The organism is Phocaeicola sp. HCN-40430, assembly GCF_037890285.1.
In the GTDB taxonomy this organism is placed as follows: Bacteria; Bacteroidota; Bacteroidia; order Bacteroidales; family Bacteroidaceae; genus Phocaeicola; species Phocaeicola acetigenes.
Genome location: NZ_JBBKBS010000028.1, coordinates 1 through 18,796, shown reverse-complemented (window position 1 = coordinate 18,796; position 18,796 = coordinate 1). Strand labels below are relative to the sequence as shown.

The window sequence follows — 18,796 nt, the reverse complement described above, 5'->3', positions numbered from 1 at the left end:
AGAAAGGCTTCTTTATCAGTTTATATAAGTATATTATTTATCACCATACATACGGGCACGCATTTCCTTGATATGATCGGAAGTAATATACTCGTCATACTCCATCATCTTATCGATGATTCCATTCGGAGTCAATTCAATAATACGGTTCGCAACGGTTTCAATAAATTCATGGTCGTGTGAAGAGAACAACACATTACCCTTATAAGTCTTCAGGTTATTGTTGAAGGCCTGAATAGATTCCAAATCCAAGTGGTTGGTAGGAGTATCCAGAATCAGACAGTTTGCATTTTTGAGCTGCATTCTGGCAATCATACAACGCATCTTTTCACCTCCGGAAAGCACATCCACTTTCTTCAGCACCTCTTCGCCAGAGAACAACATACGTCCCAGGAATCCTTTCATATACACTTCGTTACCTTCTCCATACTGACTCAGCCAGTCTACAAGATTCAAATCGCAGTTAAAGTAATCAGTATTATCCAAAGGCAGATAAGCTGTAGTGATTGTCACTCCCCAGTTGTAATGTCCGGCCTGTGCCTTACGGTTGCCGTTGATAATCTCAAACAAAGCAGTCATTGCACGAGGGTCGCGGCTCAGGAATACGATTTTATCTCCCTTCTCTACATTGAAGTTCACATCATTGAACAGAACTACACCATCTTCTGTTTCTGCACGCAATCCAGACACTTCCAGAATCTGATTACCCGGTTCGCGATCCATAGTAAAGATGATACCCGGATACTTACGTGAAGAAGGTTTGATTTCATCCACATTAAGTTTCTCCAGCATCTTTTTACGGCTGGTAGTCTGTTTTGATTTTGCCACATTGGCAGAGAAACGACGGATAAATTCTTCCAGTTCTTTTCGTTTTTCCTCAGCTTTTGCTTTCTGGTTCTGCTGCTGACGAAGTGCCAACTGACTGGATTCATACCAGAAGCTATAGTTACCGGCAAAAAGATTCACTTTTCCAAAGTCAATATCTACTGTATGTGTACATACCGAGTCGAGGAAGTGACGGTCGTGACTGACTACCAACACGGTGTGTTCGAAATTCGACAGATACTCTTCCAGCCAGGTCACAGTATCCATATCCAGGTCATTCGTCGGCTCGTCGAGCAACAAGTTATCCGGATTACCAAACAAAGCCTGTGCCAGCATGACACGTACCTTTTCCTTACCGCTCAGGTCACCCATCAGCGTATAATGTTTATCCTCTTTTATTCCCAATCCGCTCAGCAAGATAGCCGCATCGCTTTCTGCATTCCAGCCTTCCAACTCTGCAAACTTTTCTTCCAGTTCTGCAGCCTTGATACCGTCTTCATCTGTAAAATCTTCTTTGGCATACAAAGCCTCACGCTGCTTCATGATGTCCCACAACACTGTATGTCCCATCAGTACTGTATCGAGCACTGTATGTGCATCAAACTTAAAGTGGTCCTGACTCAAAACCGAAAGACGTTCTCCCGGACCCAAAGTCACACTACCCTTGGTTGGGTCCAACTCACCCGAAATCACTTTCAGAAAAGTTGACTTACCTGCACCGTTCGCACCAATGATGCCATAAATATTACCGTTTGTAAATTTCAGATTTACATCGTTATACAACACTCTTTTACCGAATTGTACGGCTACATTTGAGACTGTAATCATTTCTTTTATACCTATTTTATGTTATTTCTTTTCTTTTGGCATTGCAAAGGTACGGAATAAAAATGAGAAAAGCATACCCTACAGACACAAAGGTGAATAAAGATGTGCCAGTGTGGCAGATTTTTCGTACTTTTGCAGGCCATTTCCACATTTCTGCCGTTTAGGCATGATATTTGTAAGGGAATAGAAAACAATAAATAATTATTTGCATATAAAAAAACAATATAACAATATGAGTACAAAAGAAAATCAGAACTCACAGGAAGAAGTATTGAAGAACCAAGAGGACAATGCTGCTGAAAATTCAGAGAACACTCAAACGGAAGAGACTGCACAAGAACAGCCTCAAGAAGAATTGACAGCCGAAGAAAAACTGGCTAAAGAGCTGGAAGCAGCACAGCAAACCATTGAAGAACAGAAAGACAAATATCTGCGTTTGTCTGCCGAATTCGACAACTACCGTAAACGCACCATGAAAGAAAAAGCCGAACTCATCAAAAACGGAGGAGAAAAGGCTATCAGTGCAGTACTTCCTATATTGGACGACTTGGAACGTGCATTACAGAATATGCAGAAATCGGAAAACGTACAAGCTATGTACGAAGGAATTGACTTGATCTATCAGAAATTCCTGAAAGGACTGGCACAGGAAGGTTTACAGAAAATGGAACCTGTAGGTGAAGTTTTCGATACTGATTTCCATGAAGCTATCGCATTGGTTCCATCACCGGACGAAGCACAGAAAGGCAAAGTATTGGACTGTGTACAGACAGGATACAAATTGAATGATAAAGTAATTCGTCACGCAAAAGTGGTAGTAGCACAATAATAAACCAAGACTTCTTTCAAATGGCAAAAAGAGATTATTATGAAGTGCTTGGAGTTGATAAATCAGCTTCAGCAGACCAGATAAAGAAAGCGTATCGCAAAAAAGCAATCCAATATCACCCCGACAAGAATCCGGGGGATAAAGAGGCTGAGGAAAAGTTTAAAGAAGCAGCCGAAGCATATGAAGTATTAAGTAATCCGGACAAACGTGCCCGTTACGATCAGTTTGGTCATGCAGGAGTAGACGGAGCTGCCGGAGCTGGTGGATTTGGAGGCTTCAGCGGACAAGGCATGTCAATGGACGACATTTTCTCTATGTTTGGTGATATTTTCGGCGGACATAGTGGATTTGGTGGATTTGGCGGTGGAGGCGGACAAAGTCGCCAGCGTAAATTCAGAGGTTCCGATCTGCGCGTAAAAGTAAAACTGAATTTGAAAGAAATTTCTACTGGTGTAGAAAAGAAATTCAAACTGAAGAAATATGTTCAATGTACTCATTGTCATGGTACAGGTGCAGAAGGCGAAGGAGGAACAGAAACTTGTCCTACATGTCATGGAACAGGTAGTGTAACCCGCACTCAGCAGAGCATCTTCGGTATGATGCAAACACAGACTGTATGTCCTCAGTGTGGCGGTGAAGGAAAAATCATCAAAAACAAATGTAAGGAATGCGATGGTGAAGGAATTACTTACGGTGAAGAAGTTGTAACCGTAAAAATTCCTGCAGGTGTAGCCGAAGGTATGCAACTGACTATGAACGGTAAAGGTAATGCCGGCAAGCATAACGGAGTGCCGGGTGATCTTCTGATACAAATAGAGGAAGAAAAACATCCCGAACTGATTCGTGACGAGAGTGATCTGATTTATAACTTATTGCTAAGTGTTCCGACTGCTGCTTTGGGAGGTACAGTAGAAATTCCAACCATCGACGGTAAAGCTAAAATCAAAATCGAACCGGGTACACAGCCGGGCAAAGTATTGCGCTTACGCGGTAAAGGATTGCCAAACATCAACAGTTATGGCTACAACACCGGCACAGGAGATTTATTGGTCAACGTAAGTGTATATATTCCGGAAACTCTGACTAAGGAAGAAAGACAGGCTTTGGAAAAATGGCAAGAATCGGAAAGTTTCGCACCAAATACCAGCTTGAAGGAAAAAATATTCAAGAAATTCAGAAGTTTGTTTGATTAAAACTCTTCTCTCATTTTGAAGACTGCTTCATAGCCTCTAAGGCCATGAGGCAGTTTTTTTATATTCTTTATATTTCAAATTATATAGTATTCAGAACTATTTATTGGCACACAAAAACCAATCTTCAATCTCATATTCCCTCATTTATTCCCGGCTTGTGATTTCAGAAGATACAACAATATCATTGAGGAAATTATTGTATATAGAATTGCTATTCCATGCACCAGTTTATACAATGCAATACTATTTGATACTTCATCTATGGTAAAGGTTAAAGTAGAAGTGATAGGCCAAGCATCAACTTGATAATATATTATATCCAATGAGTTTACATAATTATAACATAAAAAAAAGAATGTTATGCCCGATATTCCCAACCAACCCCATAAGATAGTTTTAATAAGTTTTGCCTTTTTCATATTCACAAATATTGATGAGGTTAAATATAGAAAACAATTTTCATCCTCACAACCGATTGTACCGAGAATATACATTTCATCAAATATTATCTACATAACTTAAAAACTAACATCATTTCATATTGAATTTCTTTTCTACAGAGAATATAACATACCAATATTATACCGATATTTGCACCACATTTATATTAGATTCAAAAACAACATCATGAATTACTCTGAAACCCTTACTTATTTATACAATAGCGCACCACTCTTTCAACATATCGGGAAAGATGCATACAAAGAAGGTTTAACCAATACTCATCTGTTGGATGAATACTTTGGACACCCACACCATAAATTCCGTACCATACATGTAGCCGGAACAAATGGAAAGGGATCGTGTTCGCATACGATAGCTGCTGTATTGCAAGCTGCCGGATACAAAACCGGACTATATACATCTCCTCATCTGATTGATTTCAGAGAACGTATCCGAGTGGACGGACAGCCTATTTCACAAGAATTTGTTGTTGATTTTGTGGAGCAGCACCGTGCTTTCTTCGAGCCACTTCACCCCTCTTTCTTCGAACTGACTACAGCCATGGCTTTCTTATATTTTGCACAGGAAGAAGTAGATATCGCTGTTATTGAAGTAGGATTAGGAGGAAGGCTGGACTGTACCAATATCATTCATCCAGACCTTTGCGTAATAACAAACATAAGCTTCGACCATGTTCAATTCTTAGGAGATACACTTGCTAAGATTGCAACAGAAAAAGCAGGTATTATAAAACCGCAAATACCGGTTGTAATTGGTGAAACAACCCCAGAAACCAAACCTGTATTTCAGCAACAAGCCGTAGAAATGCAGGCCCCTATCCACTTTGCGGAAGAAGAACATTTTGTGCAACAGAGAGAATACACACAAGAAGGATATTGCCTCTATCAGACCACAAACTACTCCAACCTAATAGGAGAACTGGGGGGATTTTGTCAAGAAAAAAACACAAATACCATTTTGTCTGCTTTACACTGCCTAAAACAAGCCGGATATCATATCGATGAAAGCCATATACGAAAAGGATTTTCCAATGTATGCAAACTGACCGGACTGATGGGACGCTGGCAGCGTCTGGAAGAACATCCTGCATTAATCTGCGACACCGGACACAATGTAGGAGGAATAAGTTACATCGTCCAGCAACTGGCTATACAGAAATACAACAAGCTCCACATGATTATCGGGATGGTAAACGACAAGGACATCAGCGGTGTTCTGAAGCTACTCCCTTCTGATGCAGCCTATTATTTCACCCAGGCATCCGTACAGCGTGCCCTTCCTGCAGAAAAAGTAAAAGAACTGGCACAAACCTTCTCTCTTCATGGAGAAGCTTATCCGGATGTACAATCTGCATTAACCGCAGCAAAAGAGAAAGCAACAGCAGAAGACCTCATTTTCGTGGGAGGAAGCAGCTTTATAGTAGCCGATTTACTCAAAATGTATCACCCGCATCAATAAAGTACAAGATGTAAAAGTTCACAAATCCCCGTTAAGGTTTTCTTGGAAAAGTTTGGGGATTATAAAGAAAATTTTTTTATTTGCAGCCAAATTACAGGTCGTATAAACGAAAGATATTTTAAACCATGAATCACACATATTACAACGAGAACAACCTTTGTGGATTAAAGAAATCTGATTTCCAAAAAAATATCAATGGAAAAGACACAGACTTGTTCATCCTTACAAACGATAATGGAGCAGAAATAGCAGTTACCAACTATGGAGGAGCTATCCTTGCCATTATGATGCCCGACAAAAACGGGAATTATGCCAATGTAATACAAGGACATGATACCATCGAAAATGTGATCAATAGTCCAGAACCTTTCCTTAGTACCCTCATCGGACGCTATGGCAACCGTATTGCCAAAGGAAAATTCCAGTTGGCTGGCAAAGAATATACTCTCACCATCAACAACGGTCCCAACTCTCTTCATGGAGGGCCAACCGGCTTTCATGCACGTGTATGGGATGCAGAACAAACAAGCAAGCAAAGTGTAACACTACGTTATCTGTCCGAAGACGGAGAAGAAGGCTTCCCCGGCAATCTGAGCGTAACCGTAGTCTATACACTAACCAACCAGAACGAATTGGTTATCACCTATGCAGCAAATACAGACAAGATTACACTTGTCAATCTGACTCATCATGCATTCTTCAATCTGGCAGGAGTTGCAAATCCTACTCCTACAGTAGAGAACAATATTGTAACCATCAATGCGGATTTTTATACTCCTGTCGATGAAGTATCTATCCCTACAGGTGAAATTGCAACTGTAGAAAACACTCCTATGGATTTCCGTACTCCTCACACAATAGGAAGCCGTATCAACGATGCATTTGAGCAACTGAAATTTGGTGCCGGATACGATCATTGCTATGTATTAAACAAGAGAGAAGCCGGAAGCCTTACATTTGCAGCAGAATGTATTGAACCGGAAAGCGGTCGTACCTTGGAAGTATACACTACCGAACCAGGTGTACAACTCTATACAGCCAACTGGCACAATGGATTTACCGGATGGCATGGAGCAACGTTTCCTGCCCGCAGTGCTATATGTTTCGAAGCACAGCACTTCCCGGACACCCCAAACAAAGGACATTTTCCCTCTGCCGTACTGACTCCTGAAAACACTTATCATCAGACTACAGTCTACAAATTCGGCATCAAAAAGTAAATTAACCTTTTTATCAATTAATATAACCCTAAAATTATTATGTCAGAACAAAAGAAAAATTATGCATTGCCTATAGCAATGATGATTGCCCTTTTCGCGATGATTTCTTTCGTGACAGGGCTTACCAATCCATTAGGAGTAATTGTAAAACACCAATTCTCTGTAGCAAACTGGATGACTCAGCTGGGTAATGCAGCCAACTTTATTGCCTATGCATTCATGGGCTTGCCTGCAGGTATGATGCTGAAGAAAATCGGTTATAAAAAGACAGCTCTGGCTGCCGTTGCCGTAGGATTTATTGGTGTAGGTATCCAGTATTTGTCTGGAACCAGCACAAACGGATTTACCATCTACCTGATTGGTGCATTTGTTTCAGGTTTCTCTATGTGTATGCTGAACACCGTAGTAAACCCTATGTTGAACACATTGGCCGGTGGTGGAAAGAAAGGTAACCAGCTTATTCAGTTTGGTGGTTCTGTAAACTCTATCTCAGCTACTATCGTTCCGGTACTGGTAGGTTATCTGATGGGTGATGTAGCCAAAGCACAGATTAGTGATGCAGCTCCGGCTTTGTTTATTGCGATGGGTATCTTTGCGGTAGTATTTATTGTATTGGCAGTAATGAACTTGCCGGAACCATACGCAGAAAAGACTGAAAAGAAAGTAAAAGATGCACACAGCCCGATGTCATTCCGTCACTTCGTATTGGGTACCGTAGCCATCTTCCTTTATGTAGGTGTAGAAGTAGGTATTCCTAACTTCATGAACCTGTTCCTTACAACAGCCAGCGACGTAACCGAAGGTGCTGCAGGTATCGGTATCGATGCAGCTATGGCGGGTTCTATCGTAGGTACTTACTGGTTCCTTATGATGTGCGGCCGTTTGGTAGGAGGTATCCTGGGAGCTAAATATTCCAGCAAATCACAGATTATTTTCGTCAGCACTCTGGCTTTAGTTCTGTTGTTTATCGGTATGTTCAGCCCTACTACCGTTGAAGTTTCAATGCCGGTATTTAAATCAGACATCAGCTTTGGTATGACTACAGTACCTGTCAGCGTAATGTGCTTCGTACTTTGCGGATTGTGTACTTCTGTAATGTGGGGTGGAATCTTCAACCTGGCTGTAGAAGGCTTAGGTAAATATACTTCAATGGGATCGGGTATCTTCATGATTATGGTATGCGGTGGAGGTATTCTTCCTTTGATCCAAGGAGCTTTAGCAGATATCACCAGCAGCTATATGATGAGCTACTGGGTAATCGTTGCTGCTGTATGCTACATCTTATATTATGCAGCTATCGGAAGCAAGAATGTCAATAAAGATATTCCAGTTGAATAATCAATAAATCACATAAGACCATACTTGCTGCTGGCAAGTATGGTCTTTTATTATTAATCCTTAAAATATACCACGATGGACATAGAATTCGTAAGAGAACGTTTCATCAAACATTTTGACGGAACAACAGGGTCGGTATACGCATCTCCCGGACGTATCAACCTCATCGGTGAACACACAGACTATAACGGAGGATTTGTTTTCCCTGGAGCAGTAGACAAAGGTATAATTGCTGAAATAAAGCCTAACGGAACTGATAAGGTCCGCGCGTACTCTATCGACCTGAAAGATTACGTAGAATTTGGATTAAACGAAGAAGACGCTCCAAAGGCAAGTTGGGCACGCTATATATTCGGTGTATGCCGTGAAATGATTAAAAGAGGAGTAGATGTAAAAGGCTTCAATACTGCATTTGCAGGCGATGTTCCTCTGGGTGCCGGTATGTCTTCTTCAGCAGCCCTCGAATCAACTTATGCGTATGCGCTGAACGATTTGTTCGGAGACAATAAGATAGACAAATTCGAATTGGCAAAAGTAGGTCAGGCAACAGAACACAACTATTGCGGTGTGAAATGTGGTATCATGGACCAGTTTGCTTCAGTATTCGGAAAAGAAGGAAGTCTGATTCGTCTGGACTGCCGCTCTTTGGAATACCAGTACTTCCCGTTCAAACCGGAAGGCTACCGCCTGGTATTGGTTGACTCTGTAGTGAAACACGAACTGGCTTCTTCTGCATACAACAAACGTCGCCAAAGTTGCGAAACTGTGGTAGAAGCAATCAAGAAAAACCACCCGAACGTAGAATTCCTGCGTGACTGCAGCATGGATATGCTAAACGAAGTAAAGGCTCAGGTCAGCGAAGAAGACTACATGCGTGCAGAATATGTCATTGAAGAAATACAACGTGTACTCGATGTATGTGATGCACTTGAAAAAGGCGATTACGAAACCGTAGGACAGAAAATGTATGAAACCCATCAGGGTATGAGCAAACTGTACGAAGTAAGTTGCGAAGAACTCGATTTCTTGAACGATGTCGCTTTCGACTGCGGCGTAACAGGTTCACGCGTAATGGGTGGAGGATTTGGAGGCTGCACCATCAACCTCGTAAAGAACGAGCTTTATGAAACATTCATTACTACTGCAAAAGAACGCTTCAAAGAAAAATTCGGACGCAGCCCGAAAGTATATGATGTAACAATCAGCAACGGTTCACGCAAACTCTGCTAATACCGTTTGGATACAATCACACAAAAGCAGTTGCCTCATAGAGGCAGCTGCTTTTTTTATTCTTCACCCTAAATCCCCTCCCCTACGCCATACAATAAAAAGATTTTCCCGACAGCAAATTCATACAGACATCATACTAAAGAAATTCTATAGCCGACGGCGTCGGCTGTACAATCGCCGCCGTCGTTTTTACAGCCGATGTCGCCGATTACAGATCCAACGACGTTGATTATAACATCATATAGCTTCCCATATGCAACATGAGCATACTTATTAAGCTATTATTAACTTCTCCTCTCTTTTATCTCATTTTTAAGAAAATCCCGCAACTTAAAACATATTTATTCGTCCATATACAATAAAAAAAGCAACAATATCTATATCGAACTAACGGCAATCTGAGTTTATTTACGTATCTTTGCAAATAAATTAACATAGGAACAATGAAAAACGATAAAGCATTAATGAATCGTGCAGCGGATAATATTCGTATTCTCACTGCTGCAATGGTAGAAAAAGCAAAGTCTGGTCACCCCGGAGGTGCTATGGGCGGAGCTGACTTCATAAACGTACTGTACTCAGAGTTCTTGGTATACGATCCAGAAAATCCATTGTGGGAAGGACGCGATCGTTTCTTCCTCGATCCGGGACATATGTCGCCGATGCTGTATTCAGTCTTGTCTATGGCTGGAAAATACACAATGGAGGATTTGAAACAATTCCGCCAGTGGGGAAGCATTACCCCAGGACATCCGGAAGTAGACTTCATGCATGGCATTGAAAACACATCCGGCCCGCTCGGACAAGGACATACTTACGCTGTAGGTGCCGCTATCGCTGCCAAGTTCCTAAAAGCTCGTTTGGGTGACGTAATGAACCAAACAATTTATGCGTATATTTCCGACGGAGGTATTCAGGAAGAAATCTCACAAGGTGCCGGACGTATTGCCGGACATCTGGGATTGGACAACCTGATTATGTTCTACGACTCGAATGATATTCAGCTTTCTACAGAATGTGGAGATGTCACTACTGAAAACGTAGCACAGAAATACGAAGCATGGGGATGGAAAGTTTACACAATAGACGGAAATGATGTAGACCAGATTCGTGAAGCATTGACTGCAGCCAAAGCTGTAAGCGGACAACCGGTTCTGATTATCGGTAAGACAGTAATGGGTAAAGGCTGTCTGCGTGCAGACGGTAGCAGCTACGAACACGATTGCGGTACACACGGAGCTCCACTCGGTGGCGATGCTTACATCAACACCATCAAAAACCTGAATGGTGACTTGGAAAATCCATTCCAAATCTTCCCGGAAGTAGCAGAAATCTATGCTAAACGTCGTGAAGAGTTGAAAGCAATCGTTGCAGAACGATACGCTGCTAAAGCAGAATGGGCAAAAGCAAATCCGGAACTTGCAGCCAAAATGGATATGTGGTTTGCCGGTAAATTGCCGGAAATCAATTGGGATGCTATCCAGCAAAAAGCGAATGCAGCAACCCGTGTAGGTTCTGCTACCGTATTGGGAGTATTGGGAGAAAAGGTGGAAAACATGATTGTTTCTTCTGCCGACTTGTGTAACTCCGACAGAACAGACGGATTCCTGGCCAAGACTCATATTCTGAAAAAAGGTGACTTCAGCGGAGCTTTCCTTCAGGCAGGTGTATCCGAACTGACAATGGCTTGTTGCTGTATCGGTATCGCACTGCACGGAGGTGTAATTGCAGCCTGCGGTACATTCTTTGTATTCTCAGATTACATGAAGCCTGCACTTCGTATGGCAGCTTTGATGGAACTTCCTGTGAAGTTTATCTGGACACACGATGCATTCCGCGTAGGTGAAGACGGACCGACACACGAACCGGTAGAACAGGAAGCACAGGTACGTTTGCTCGAAAAACTGAAAAACCACAAGGGAAAGAACTCTATGCTGGTTCTTCGTCCGGCCGATGTGGAAGAAGCAACACAGGCATGGAAGTTGGCAATGGAGAATACATCCACTCCTACCGGATTGATCTTCTCTCGTCAGAATGTAAACAACCTGCCAGCTGGAACAGATTATAAGCAAGCAGCCAAAGGAGCTTATATCGTAGAAAGCGATGAAAATCCGGATGTAATCATGATTGCTTCTGGTTCTGAAGTTTCTACACTGATAGCCGGAGCCGAACTGCTGCGTAAGGATGGAGTAAAACTCCGTATTGTATCAGTCCCCTCGGAAGGTTTGTTCCGTAGCCAAAGCAAGGAATATCAGGAAAGCATCATCCCTACCGGAGCTAAAGTATTCGGTTTGACAGCTGGTCTTCCATTCAGTATGGAAAATCTGGTAGGTGCGAACGGTAAAGTTTGGGGTATGGAATCATTCGGTTACTCTGCTCCTTACAAAGTATTGGACGAAAAACTGGGCTTCACAGCCGAAAATGTATATAAACAAGTAAAAGCAATGCTCTAATGAAAACGATAGGTTTAGCATCAGATCACGCAGGTTTCGAACTGAAACAGTATGTAAAACAATGGCTGGAAGCCAAAGGATGGGAATATAAAGACTTTGGTACATATACCACCGACAGTTGCGACTATCCCGACTTTGCACATCCACTGGCTAAAGCTATAGAAGCTGGAGAATGTTACCCGGGAATTGCAATCTGTGGCAGCGGAGAAGGAATCAGCATGACTCTGAACAAGCATCAGGGTATACGTGCAGCACTTTGCTGGATGCCTGAAATAGCGCATATGACACGTCTGCACAACGATTCAAATGTATTGGTAATGCCAGGACGTTACATCGACTTCCAGACAGCCGACAAGATTATGACTGAATTCTTCAATACAGAATTCGATGGCGGACGCCACCAGGCACGTATTGACAAGATACCTGTAAAATAATCTATCTTAAAATACATAAAAAAGAGAAGCATTCTTATGCTTCTCTTTTTTTATCGTTATATTTGCGACAGAAAAATCAGAATATAACTACTACCATGAAAAAACTCTTATTTATTATTGCTTTATGCCTGCCACTGTTGGGCACAGCAAAAGAAAAGAAAGACAACAACGATCCTAAATATTTGTCTGGAGCAATTACCTTATCAGAAGGGAAAGTGACTTTCACTAAAGAATTCAAAGCTCCGGGTGTATCCAAAGAAAAACTATATGACCTGATGCTGGAATGGGCTAAAAACCGATTCAAACCAGAGGGCAATTTATATAGTCAGGTGGCTTATACAAACGAAGAAAAAGGTGATATCGCAGCTACAGCAGAAGAATACATGGTATTCTCTTCATCGGCCATATCATTAGACCGCACCCGTATTTATTACCAGTTTCTTATCAATGTTCAAAATGAAGTATGCAGTCTTACCATGACACGTATCCGCTACTGGTACGAAGAAAACCGTGACGGTGGAGAACGTTATTCGGCAGAAGAATGGATTACAGACGACATGGCATTGAACAAGAAAAAGACTAAACTTGCTCCTATCTGCGGCAAATTCAGAAGAGAAACCATCAATCTAAAAGATGCTTTGTTCGAATCGGTAGCTTCTGCATTAGGTAAGCAGTTGCTTAATAACAACAATACGGCAACTACAACTCCTATGATTCCATTGGTTCCGGCACAACCGGTCTTGAATACTTCAGAAGAATTGAAAGAAGTAACATTCGAACAGATACCTGCCAATTTCAATGATTTGATTGCCAACGGACGTCTGACTATCACAGCCGGTGAAGAGGAAATTGATATCAAAGCCGAAAACTGGGGAGGATTTGGAAAACTGTTCAGCAAAAACGTCACTTATACATTGATAGACCAAAGCCGTATTGCAGTCAGTGCACTGATGAAGCAAAGTGATACATACAAAATATCTCTTTACAGTACAGGAAATACACAACCTAGTGTAGTGATAGAGTGCAAGAAATCGATGGAGCAAAATATGTCGGCCGAAGAGTTGAAATCGCTGAACCAGTCTATCGATACTTCCAAACAATACACAATGTATATCGGTGAAATTACACGCATCTTGATGCGATAATTCAACAAGGAATCAATGATACGGAAACTAAAGATTGTCAAAAGTGCCATCTGCTGACAATCTTTAGTTTTCTTTTTGTCCTGAAATAAAAGAGAAAAGTTTATCTTTGCTCGCATGGAAAAATTCGACATACATATATTAGGATGCGGTTCGGCACTCCCCACAACCCGCCATCAGGCTACTTCACAGGTCATTAATATCCGGGAAAAACTATTCATGATAGACTGTGGAGAAGGAACACAAGTACAACTCAGACGGTCGCGCTTACGTTTCAATCGTCTGAATCACATTTTTATCTCCCACCTGCATGGCGACCACTGTTTCGGGCTCATCGGACTTATTTCTACATTCGGTATGCTGGAACGTACAGCCGACCTGCACATTCATTGCCATCCAGACCTGGAAAAACTGATGGCACCACAGTTGGATTTTTTCTGCAAAGGTATGACTTATCAAGTTTTTTTCCATCCTTTCAATCCTGGAGAACAAACGGTCATTTACGACGACCGCTCGGTATCAGTCGAAACAATTCCGTTACGCCATCGCATGCCAACATGTGGTTTTCTTTTTAAGGAAAAGCCTACTCCAAACCATATTATACGTGAAATGATTGACTTCTATCAGATACCAATCTGTATGATAAACCGGATAAAGAATGGAGAAGACTATGTAACCAACGACGGAACTGTTATTCCCAACTCCCGATTGACCATTCCTTCCGACCCTCCACGTATGTATGCTTATTGTTCGGATACGTGTTATCTTCCACGTATAGTTCCACAAATACAAGGCGTAGACCTGTTGTTTCATGAAGCAACTTTTGCCAATACGGAGGCGGTACGGGCCAAGCAAACCTTCCACTCTACGGCAGCACAAGCTGCATTAATCGCACGGGAAGCCCAAGTCAAGAAATTGCTTATAGGACATTTTTCTGCCAGATATGAAGATGAAAGTATACTGCTGAAAGAAGCTTCCGAAATTTTTCCTCACACAATGCTGGCCGAAGAGAATCTCAAAATTTCACTGTAGCGGAAAGCGTGTTAAAAAGGATGAAACAGATTAAACCAACTTTACCGTAAGAGTTCTAACGTAACAAAAGAAGAATCATGACCGACAAATATACCGAGAAGGAAATTATACTGAAACTTCAGGAGCCTGACCAGCAAAGGGAGGCTTTTGAGTGGATAGTTAATACCTACAAGGAACAGCTATATTATCAGATAAGGAGAATGGTGCTTTCACACGAAGATGCAGACGATTTATTACAGAATACATTTATCAAGGCATGGAATAATCTGGAATATTTCCGGGGAGAAGCCAAACTCTCAACCTGGCTTTATCGGATAGCCTTGAATGAATGTCTTAATTTTCTGAATAAACAACGGGCACAGAAACATTTATCCATTGAGGAATCGGAAGCAAACTTGCTGAACCAGCTGGAAAGTGACCCTTACTTTGATGGAGACCAAACACAGCTCTTGTTCGAGAAAGCCATACAGACTTTACCGGAAAAGCAACGTATTATTTTCCACCTGAAGTATTTTCAAGATATGAAATACAATGAAATTTCCGAAATAATGGGAACAAGTATCGGAGCTTTAAAAGCTTCGTATCATCATGCGGTAAAGAAAATAGAAGAATTTTTCAAACAAAATGATTAAACTTTTCCTTCAAATAACCATCTAATAAGAAAAGGAGGATAACATAATGAAAACAGACAGCGAATTGGCTAAGAAATACGGTAAGAAAATACCCTTCAAAACTCCGGAAGGATATTTCGACAACTTTACGGAGCAATTGATGAAGCAGCTTCCCGAAAAAGAGACTGTAGAAATGTCGGAAATCAGCATGTGGGAACGAGTAAAACCATGGGTATATATGGTTGCCATGTTTTGTGGACTGATGTTCAGTATCCGTGTCATCGTTGGAGAAAAACCGGAAAATAAAACTGATTATACGATAGAAAGTATATCCGAACTTCCAGATGAATATATTGAACCCCTCATGGAACAAACCATGATGGACGATTATACTCTTTATCAATATCTAACTGATGCAGATACTCCTATTTACCCATAAAAACATTAAAGACATGAAAAAAGGATGGTATATCATAGCACTCTTGTTATTTATTTGCACAAATAACATGCAGGCACAAAAAAGAAAGTGCTTATCTAAAGAAGAATTCCGTGCCAAACAAGAAGCATTTTTCGTTGAACAAAATATATTGACTCAAGAAGAAGACAAGCAGTTCTTTCCACTTTATTTTGAACTCCAAGATAAGAAGCACGCATATAATAAGAAGGCTTGGCAACTGATGAGACAGGGTAAGAACGAAAACTTGTCAGAAGAAGAGCAGATGAAAGTGATTGAAGATGTAATCAAAACTAAAATCGAAATCAATGAACTCGATTTAGAGTATGTCCATAAATACAAAGCTTTTCTTTCTGCTAAAAAAATATATCGCTTACAACGTGCAGAAATGCGTTTTCATAGAGAACTGCTGAAGCCCAATAAAAAGAGATAAACTTTATCTGAATAAAACAAAGCGACATCCGGTAACTCTTGTATACAAGAAATCTACCGGATGTCGCTTTTTATCTGTCTAAAGATGAGGATATATATTTTCTTTCACATCAGTTGGAGGGTTCATTCAACCACTGCATTAACAGATCTTTTATTTCCTTTTGAGTAGAATTATCAAAAGACACAATACGGGTAGTATGACTTCCATTAGGAAGTACGTAGACATGAATCTGTTGTTTTCCCTTCAACCATGTTACTCCTGAAGCAACCCAAGGATCAGCTCCTCCATAAATATAAATCATCTTCGGATCATGCTTAGTCAGATATTGTACCGTACGTTTATACAAGGAAGCATCAAATTTAATGTAAGACAACCCCTCCGGAAGCATTACCTTTCGCAAGTAGTTCTTTGATGTCTTCATACTTAAATACTTTTTAAACGGTCGGATATCATAAGCATAATAACCTAATTCACGCACAGCCTGTACATTGAAAGGCATATAAGGAGTTTCCTTTGAAAAATAGCCTGGCTCGCTAATTTCAATGAAATGATTGAACCAAGTAGTATCCGAAGCCTTCAAAGAAGGAATTTCTGTGAGAGGTGTTCCCCATTGCCATAAGGCAAAAGCATATTCTAGCACACAAAACTCATAGATTTCTTCTAAAGAAACGCGAAAGGTGTATTGCTTCTCTGCACAATATCGGGTAAACAAAGGCAATAAAGAGGCCTTACGTTTCAGAAGTTCCAACTGTGCTGTTTCCACTTTCTTACGATTGGCAGAAGAAGAGATATCATCCGAGAGAAAATGCATATGGCGTTCGTCCTCTTCCGAATAATTCAACGGAGCCACATAAGGAACAGTTACATCCACATCGTTCGGATAAAAAGCACGATAAAACATTGCAGTCTGTCCTCCTTTACTAATCCCCGTAGCCAACCATTTACCTGAATACACATCTCCAAAAACGCTTCGCACATGATGCAAATCATTCAAGGCATTTTCTACCGTCAGATAATCCCAATTACATGAATCCGGAACAGACTCACCAAAATACCTGTGCTCTACAAAAACCAGATTAGCATTCAACAAATGGGAAAGTTCTTCCTGATAATAAGGATTGGTAGCGTATGCCGCATCATAGCCTTCGGTCACCATAACCGTAGGACGGTCGAATCCTGCATGAGCCACAATTATACGCTGGGCAAAACAGCCAGCTTGCGGACTATCAGCGTCTAAAGGCTGCTGCATGTATAGCACAAATTTATGAGGATAATATTTACTTTCCATTGTATCGGCAGAAATTACCGCCGGCAAATTACGCAGTCTCTGCAATAACTCTACATTCAATGTATCGGCTGCTATAGTCTGAATAGCACACCAACACATCATGAATAGTAGTAAACTTAATCTGCAAAATCTCATCAACTTCTATAATCCTTTCTTCTTAGCTTCATTCCATATTGCATCCATCTCTTCCAATGTCATTTCCGCCAGGTTCTTTCCCTGCTTAATGGTGTGCTCTTCCAAATAGTTGAAACGACGGATAAACTTCTGATTTGTACGTTCCAATGCATTGTCCGGATTAATCTTATACAAACGGGCAGCATTAATCAGACTAAACATTACATCACCAAATTCAGCCTCAGCCTTGTCCTTATCCATGGTAGCAACTTCTGCTTCAAACTCACTGATTTCTTCTTTCACTTTTTCCCAAACCTGCTCACGCTCTTCCCAATCGAATCCAACATTACGAGCCTTATCTTGAATACGATAAGATTTGATAAGTGAAGGTAAAGCCTCAGGAACACCACTCAATACAGATTTATTACCATCTTTTTCTTTCAACTTTATCTGCTCCCAATTTTCCGATACTTTTTCAGCAGTATCAGCTTTTACTTCTCCAAAAACATGAGGATGACGGAATATCAGCTTATCACAAAGCTTATCACATACGTCTTTTATATCAAAAGCACCGGTTTCACTACCTATTTTCGCATAAAATACAACATGAAGCAATACATCTCCCAACTCCTTGCAGATGTTTTTCTCATCATTTTTCATCAGGGCATCACACAGTTCATACACTTCTTCAATTGTATTGGGTCGCAAACTCTCATTAGTCTGTTTTCTATCCCACGGACATTTTTCACGCAATTCATCCAAGATGTCAAGCAAACGTCCAAAAGCTTCCACTTTTTCCTCTTTGGTATGCATGGTTCTATCATTAAAAATTGTCGCACAAAAGTAGAAAAAAGGAGGGAGAAAAAAGAAAAAAAACAAGAATCCATGAACAAAAAAACCAAGATAAATGTTATAAGAAACAAAAGCATGATATTTAGTTAGAATATATAACTTTTATTATATGGAAAGTTTCAGTGATTTGATTTCGTCCCCAACGCCTGTTTTAGTCGATTTTTTTGCGACATGGTGTACGCCTTGCAAGATAATGACTCCCATTCTCCAAAAAGTGAAAGAGATTCAAGGTGACAGCATACGTATCATAAAAGTTGACATTGACAAGAACCGTTCGGTAGCAGCTCACTATTCAGTTCAGTCAGTACCTACATTTATGATTTTCAAGAATGGTAAGCAGTTATGGCGACAAAGTGGAGTTATCAATGCAGAGGAACTGAATAAAATCATCGCACTGTTCAAATAATAAGCATATTCATTTTCATGTACGAGACTACCGGGGAGTGATCTTCGGTAGTTTTTTATTATAACCAAATTTCAATACATATACTACGAATTTATATATTGTTTTTACTCCACTGCAACTACGGATAAGCAATCTCTACATCCTTTTCACACAACTATCAGATGAAATCCGGACTATCTCCTTACCATACA

The 18,796-nt window shown here is 40.8% G+C and carries 17 protein-coding genes; 14 read left to right on the top strand and 3 right to left on the bottom strand.

Going from position 1 to position 18,796, the window contains the following annotated elements; genetic code table 11:
- Positions 1–33 precede the first annotated feature (33 nt).
- Positions 34–1,653 (bottom strand): ABC-F family ATP-binding cassette domain-containing protein, encoded by a 1,620-nt coding sequence (locus WKU26_RS11170; protein WP_178267211.1) that lies wholly within the window; start codon positions 1,651–1,653, stop codon positions 34–36.
- Positions 1,654–1,885: 232 nt separating this feature from the next.
- Here WKU26_RS11170 and grpE point away from each other — a divergent pair, with 232 nt between their 5' ends.
- From grpE to WKU26_RS11105, 13 genes are all read left to right on the top strand, one after another.
- On the top strand, positions 1,886–2,482 hold the full coding sequence (grpE, locus tag WKU26_RS11165) for a nucleotide exchange factor GrpE (protein ID WP_178267210.1): 597 nt from the start codon (positions 1,886–1,888) through the stop codon (positions 2,480–2,482).
- Between the two features lie 20 nt (positions 2,483–2,502).
- Positions 2,503–3,675, top strand: coding sequence for a molecular chaperone DnaJ (dnaJ, locus tag WKU26_RS11160; protein WP_340322061.1), 1,173 nt, complete (start codon positions 2,503–2,505; stop codon positions 3,673–3,675).
- 627 nt (positions 3,676–4,302) lie between these two features.
- Positions 4,303–5,598 carry a bifunctional folylpolyglutamate synthase/dihydrofolate synthase gene (locus WKU26_RS11155; RefSeq protein ID WP_340322060.1) on the top strand — a complete coding sequence of 432 codons (1,296 nt, stop codon included), beginning with the start codon at positions 4,303–4,305 and terminating at the stop codon, positions 5,596–5,598.
- Positions 5,599–5,723: 125 nt separating this feature from the next.
- A complete protein-coding gene (locus tag WKU26_RS11150; RefSeq protein WP_340322059.1) occupies positions 5,724–6,818 on the top strand; it encodes an aldose epimerase family protein in 1,095 nt (364 codons plus the stop codon).
- A gap of 39 nt (positions 6,819–6,857) precedes the next feature.
- The gene (locus tag WKU26_RS11145) at positions 6,858–8,156 is read left to right on the top strand and encodes an MFS transporter (protein ID WP_178267204.1); all 1,299 of its coding nucleotides are present in this window, start codon (positions 6,858–6,860) and stop codon (positions 8,154–8,156) included.
- A gap of 75 nt (positions 8,157–8,231) precedes the next feature.
- The gene (galK, locus tag WKU26_RS11140) at positions 8,232–9,386 is read left to right on the top strand and encodes a galactokinase (protein ID WP_178267203.1); all 1,155 of its coding nucleotides are present in this window, start codon (positions 8,232–8,234) and stop codon (positions 9,384–9,386) included.
- 443 nt (positions 9,387–9,829) lie between these two features.
- Complete coding sequence (locus tag WKU26_RS11135; protein ID WP_178267202.1) at positions 9,830–11,839, top strand: transketolase; 2,010 nt, start codon at positions 9,830–9,832, stop codon at positions 11,837–11,839.
- Entirely contained in the window at positions 11,839–12,273 is a 435-nt protein-coding gene (rpiB, locus tag WKU26_RS11130; RefSeq protein WP_340322058.1) for a ribose 5-phosphate isomerase B, read from the top strand. Before WKU26_RS11135 ends, rpiB begins: the two co-directional genes overlap by 1 nt.
- A gap of 95 nt (positions 12,274–12,368) precedes the next feature.
- On the top strand, positions 12,369–13,418 hold the full coding sequence (locus WKU26_RS11125; RefSeq protein ID WP_340322057.1) for a DUF4468 domain-containing protein: 1,050 nt from the start codon (positions 12,369–12,371) through the stop codon (positions 13,416–13,418).
- A 114-nt stretch (positions 13,419–13,532) separates the two neighbouring features.
- Complete coding sequence (locus tag WKU26_RS11120) at positions 13,533–14,447, top strand: ribonuclease Z (RefSeq protein ID WP_269878909.1); 915 nt, start codon at positions 13,533–13,535, stop codon at positions 14,445–14,447.
- A gap of 77 nt (positions 14,448–14,524) precedes the next feature.
- Complete coding sequence (locus WKU26_RS11115) at positions 14,525–15,079, top strand: RNA polymerase sigma factor (protein ID WP_178267198.1); 555 nt, start codon at positions 14,525–14,527, stop codon at positions 15,077–15,079.
- Positions 15,080–15,125: 46 nt separating this feature from the next.
- On the top strand, positions 15,126–15,497 hold the full coding sequence (locus tag WKU26_RS11110; protein ID WP_178267197.1) for a hypothetical protein: 372 nt from the start codon (positions 15,126–15,128) through the stop codon (positions 15,495–15,497).
- A 13-nt stretch (positions 15,498–15,510) separates the two neighbouring features.
- Positions 15,511–15,945, top strand: a complete 435-nt coding sequence (locus WKU26_RS11105) for a hypothetical protein (RefSeq protein WP_340322056.1) — start codon at positions 15,511–15,513, stop codon at positions 15,943–15,945.
- A gap of 109 nt (positions 15,946–16,054) precedes the next feature.
- Here WKU26_RS11105 and WKU26_RS11100 read toward each other — a convergent pair whose 3' ends face one another.
- Together WKU26_RS11100 and mazG are read right to left on the bottom strand one after the other, a co-directional pair.
- Positions 16,055–17,335, bottom strand: coding sequence for a S28 family serine protease (locus tag WKU26_RS11100; RefSeq protein WP_269878907.1), 1,281 nt, complete (start codon positions 17,333–17,335; stop codon positions 16,055–16,057).
- A 39-nt stretch (positions 17,336–17,374) separates the two neighbouring features.
- Complete coding sequence (gene mazG, locus WKU26_RS11095; RefSeq protein ID WP_269878906.1) at positions 17,375–18,160, bottom strand: nucleoside triphosphate pyrophosphohydrolase; 786 nt, start codon at positions 18,158–18,160, stop codon at positions 17,375–17,377.
- A gap of 148 nt (positions 18,161–18,308) precedes the next feature.
- Here mazG and trxA point away from each other — a divergent pair, with 148 nt between their 5' ends.
- Entirely contained in the window at positions 18,309–18,605 is a 297-nt protein-coding gene (gene trxA, locus WKU26_RS11090) for a thioredoxin (protein ID WP_178266214.1), read from the top strand.
- The last annotated feature ends 191 nt before the right edge of the window (positions 18,606–18,796 follow it).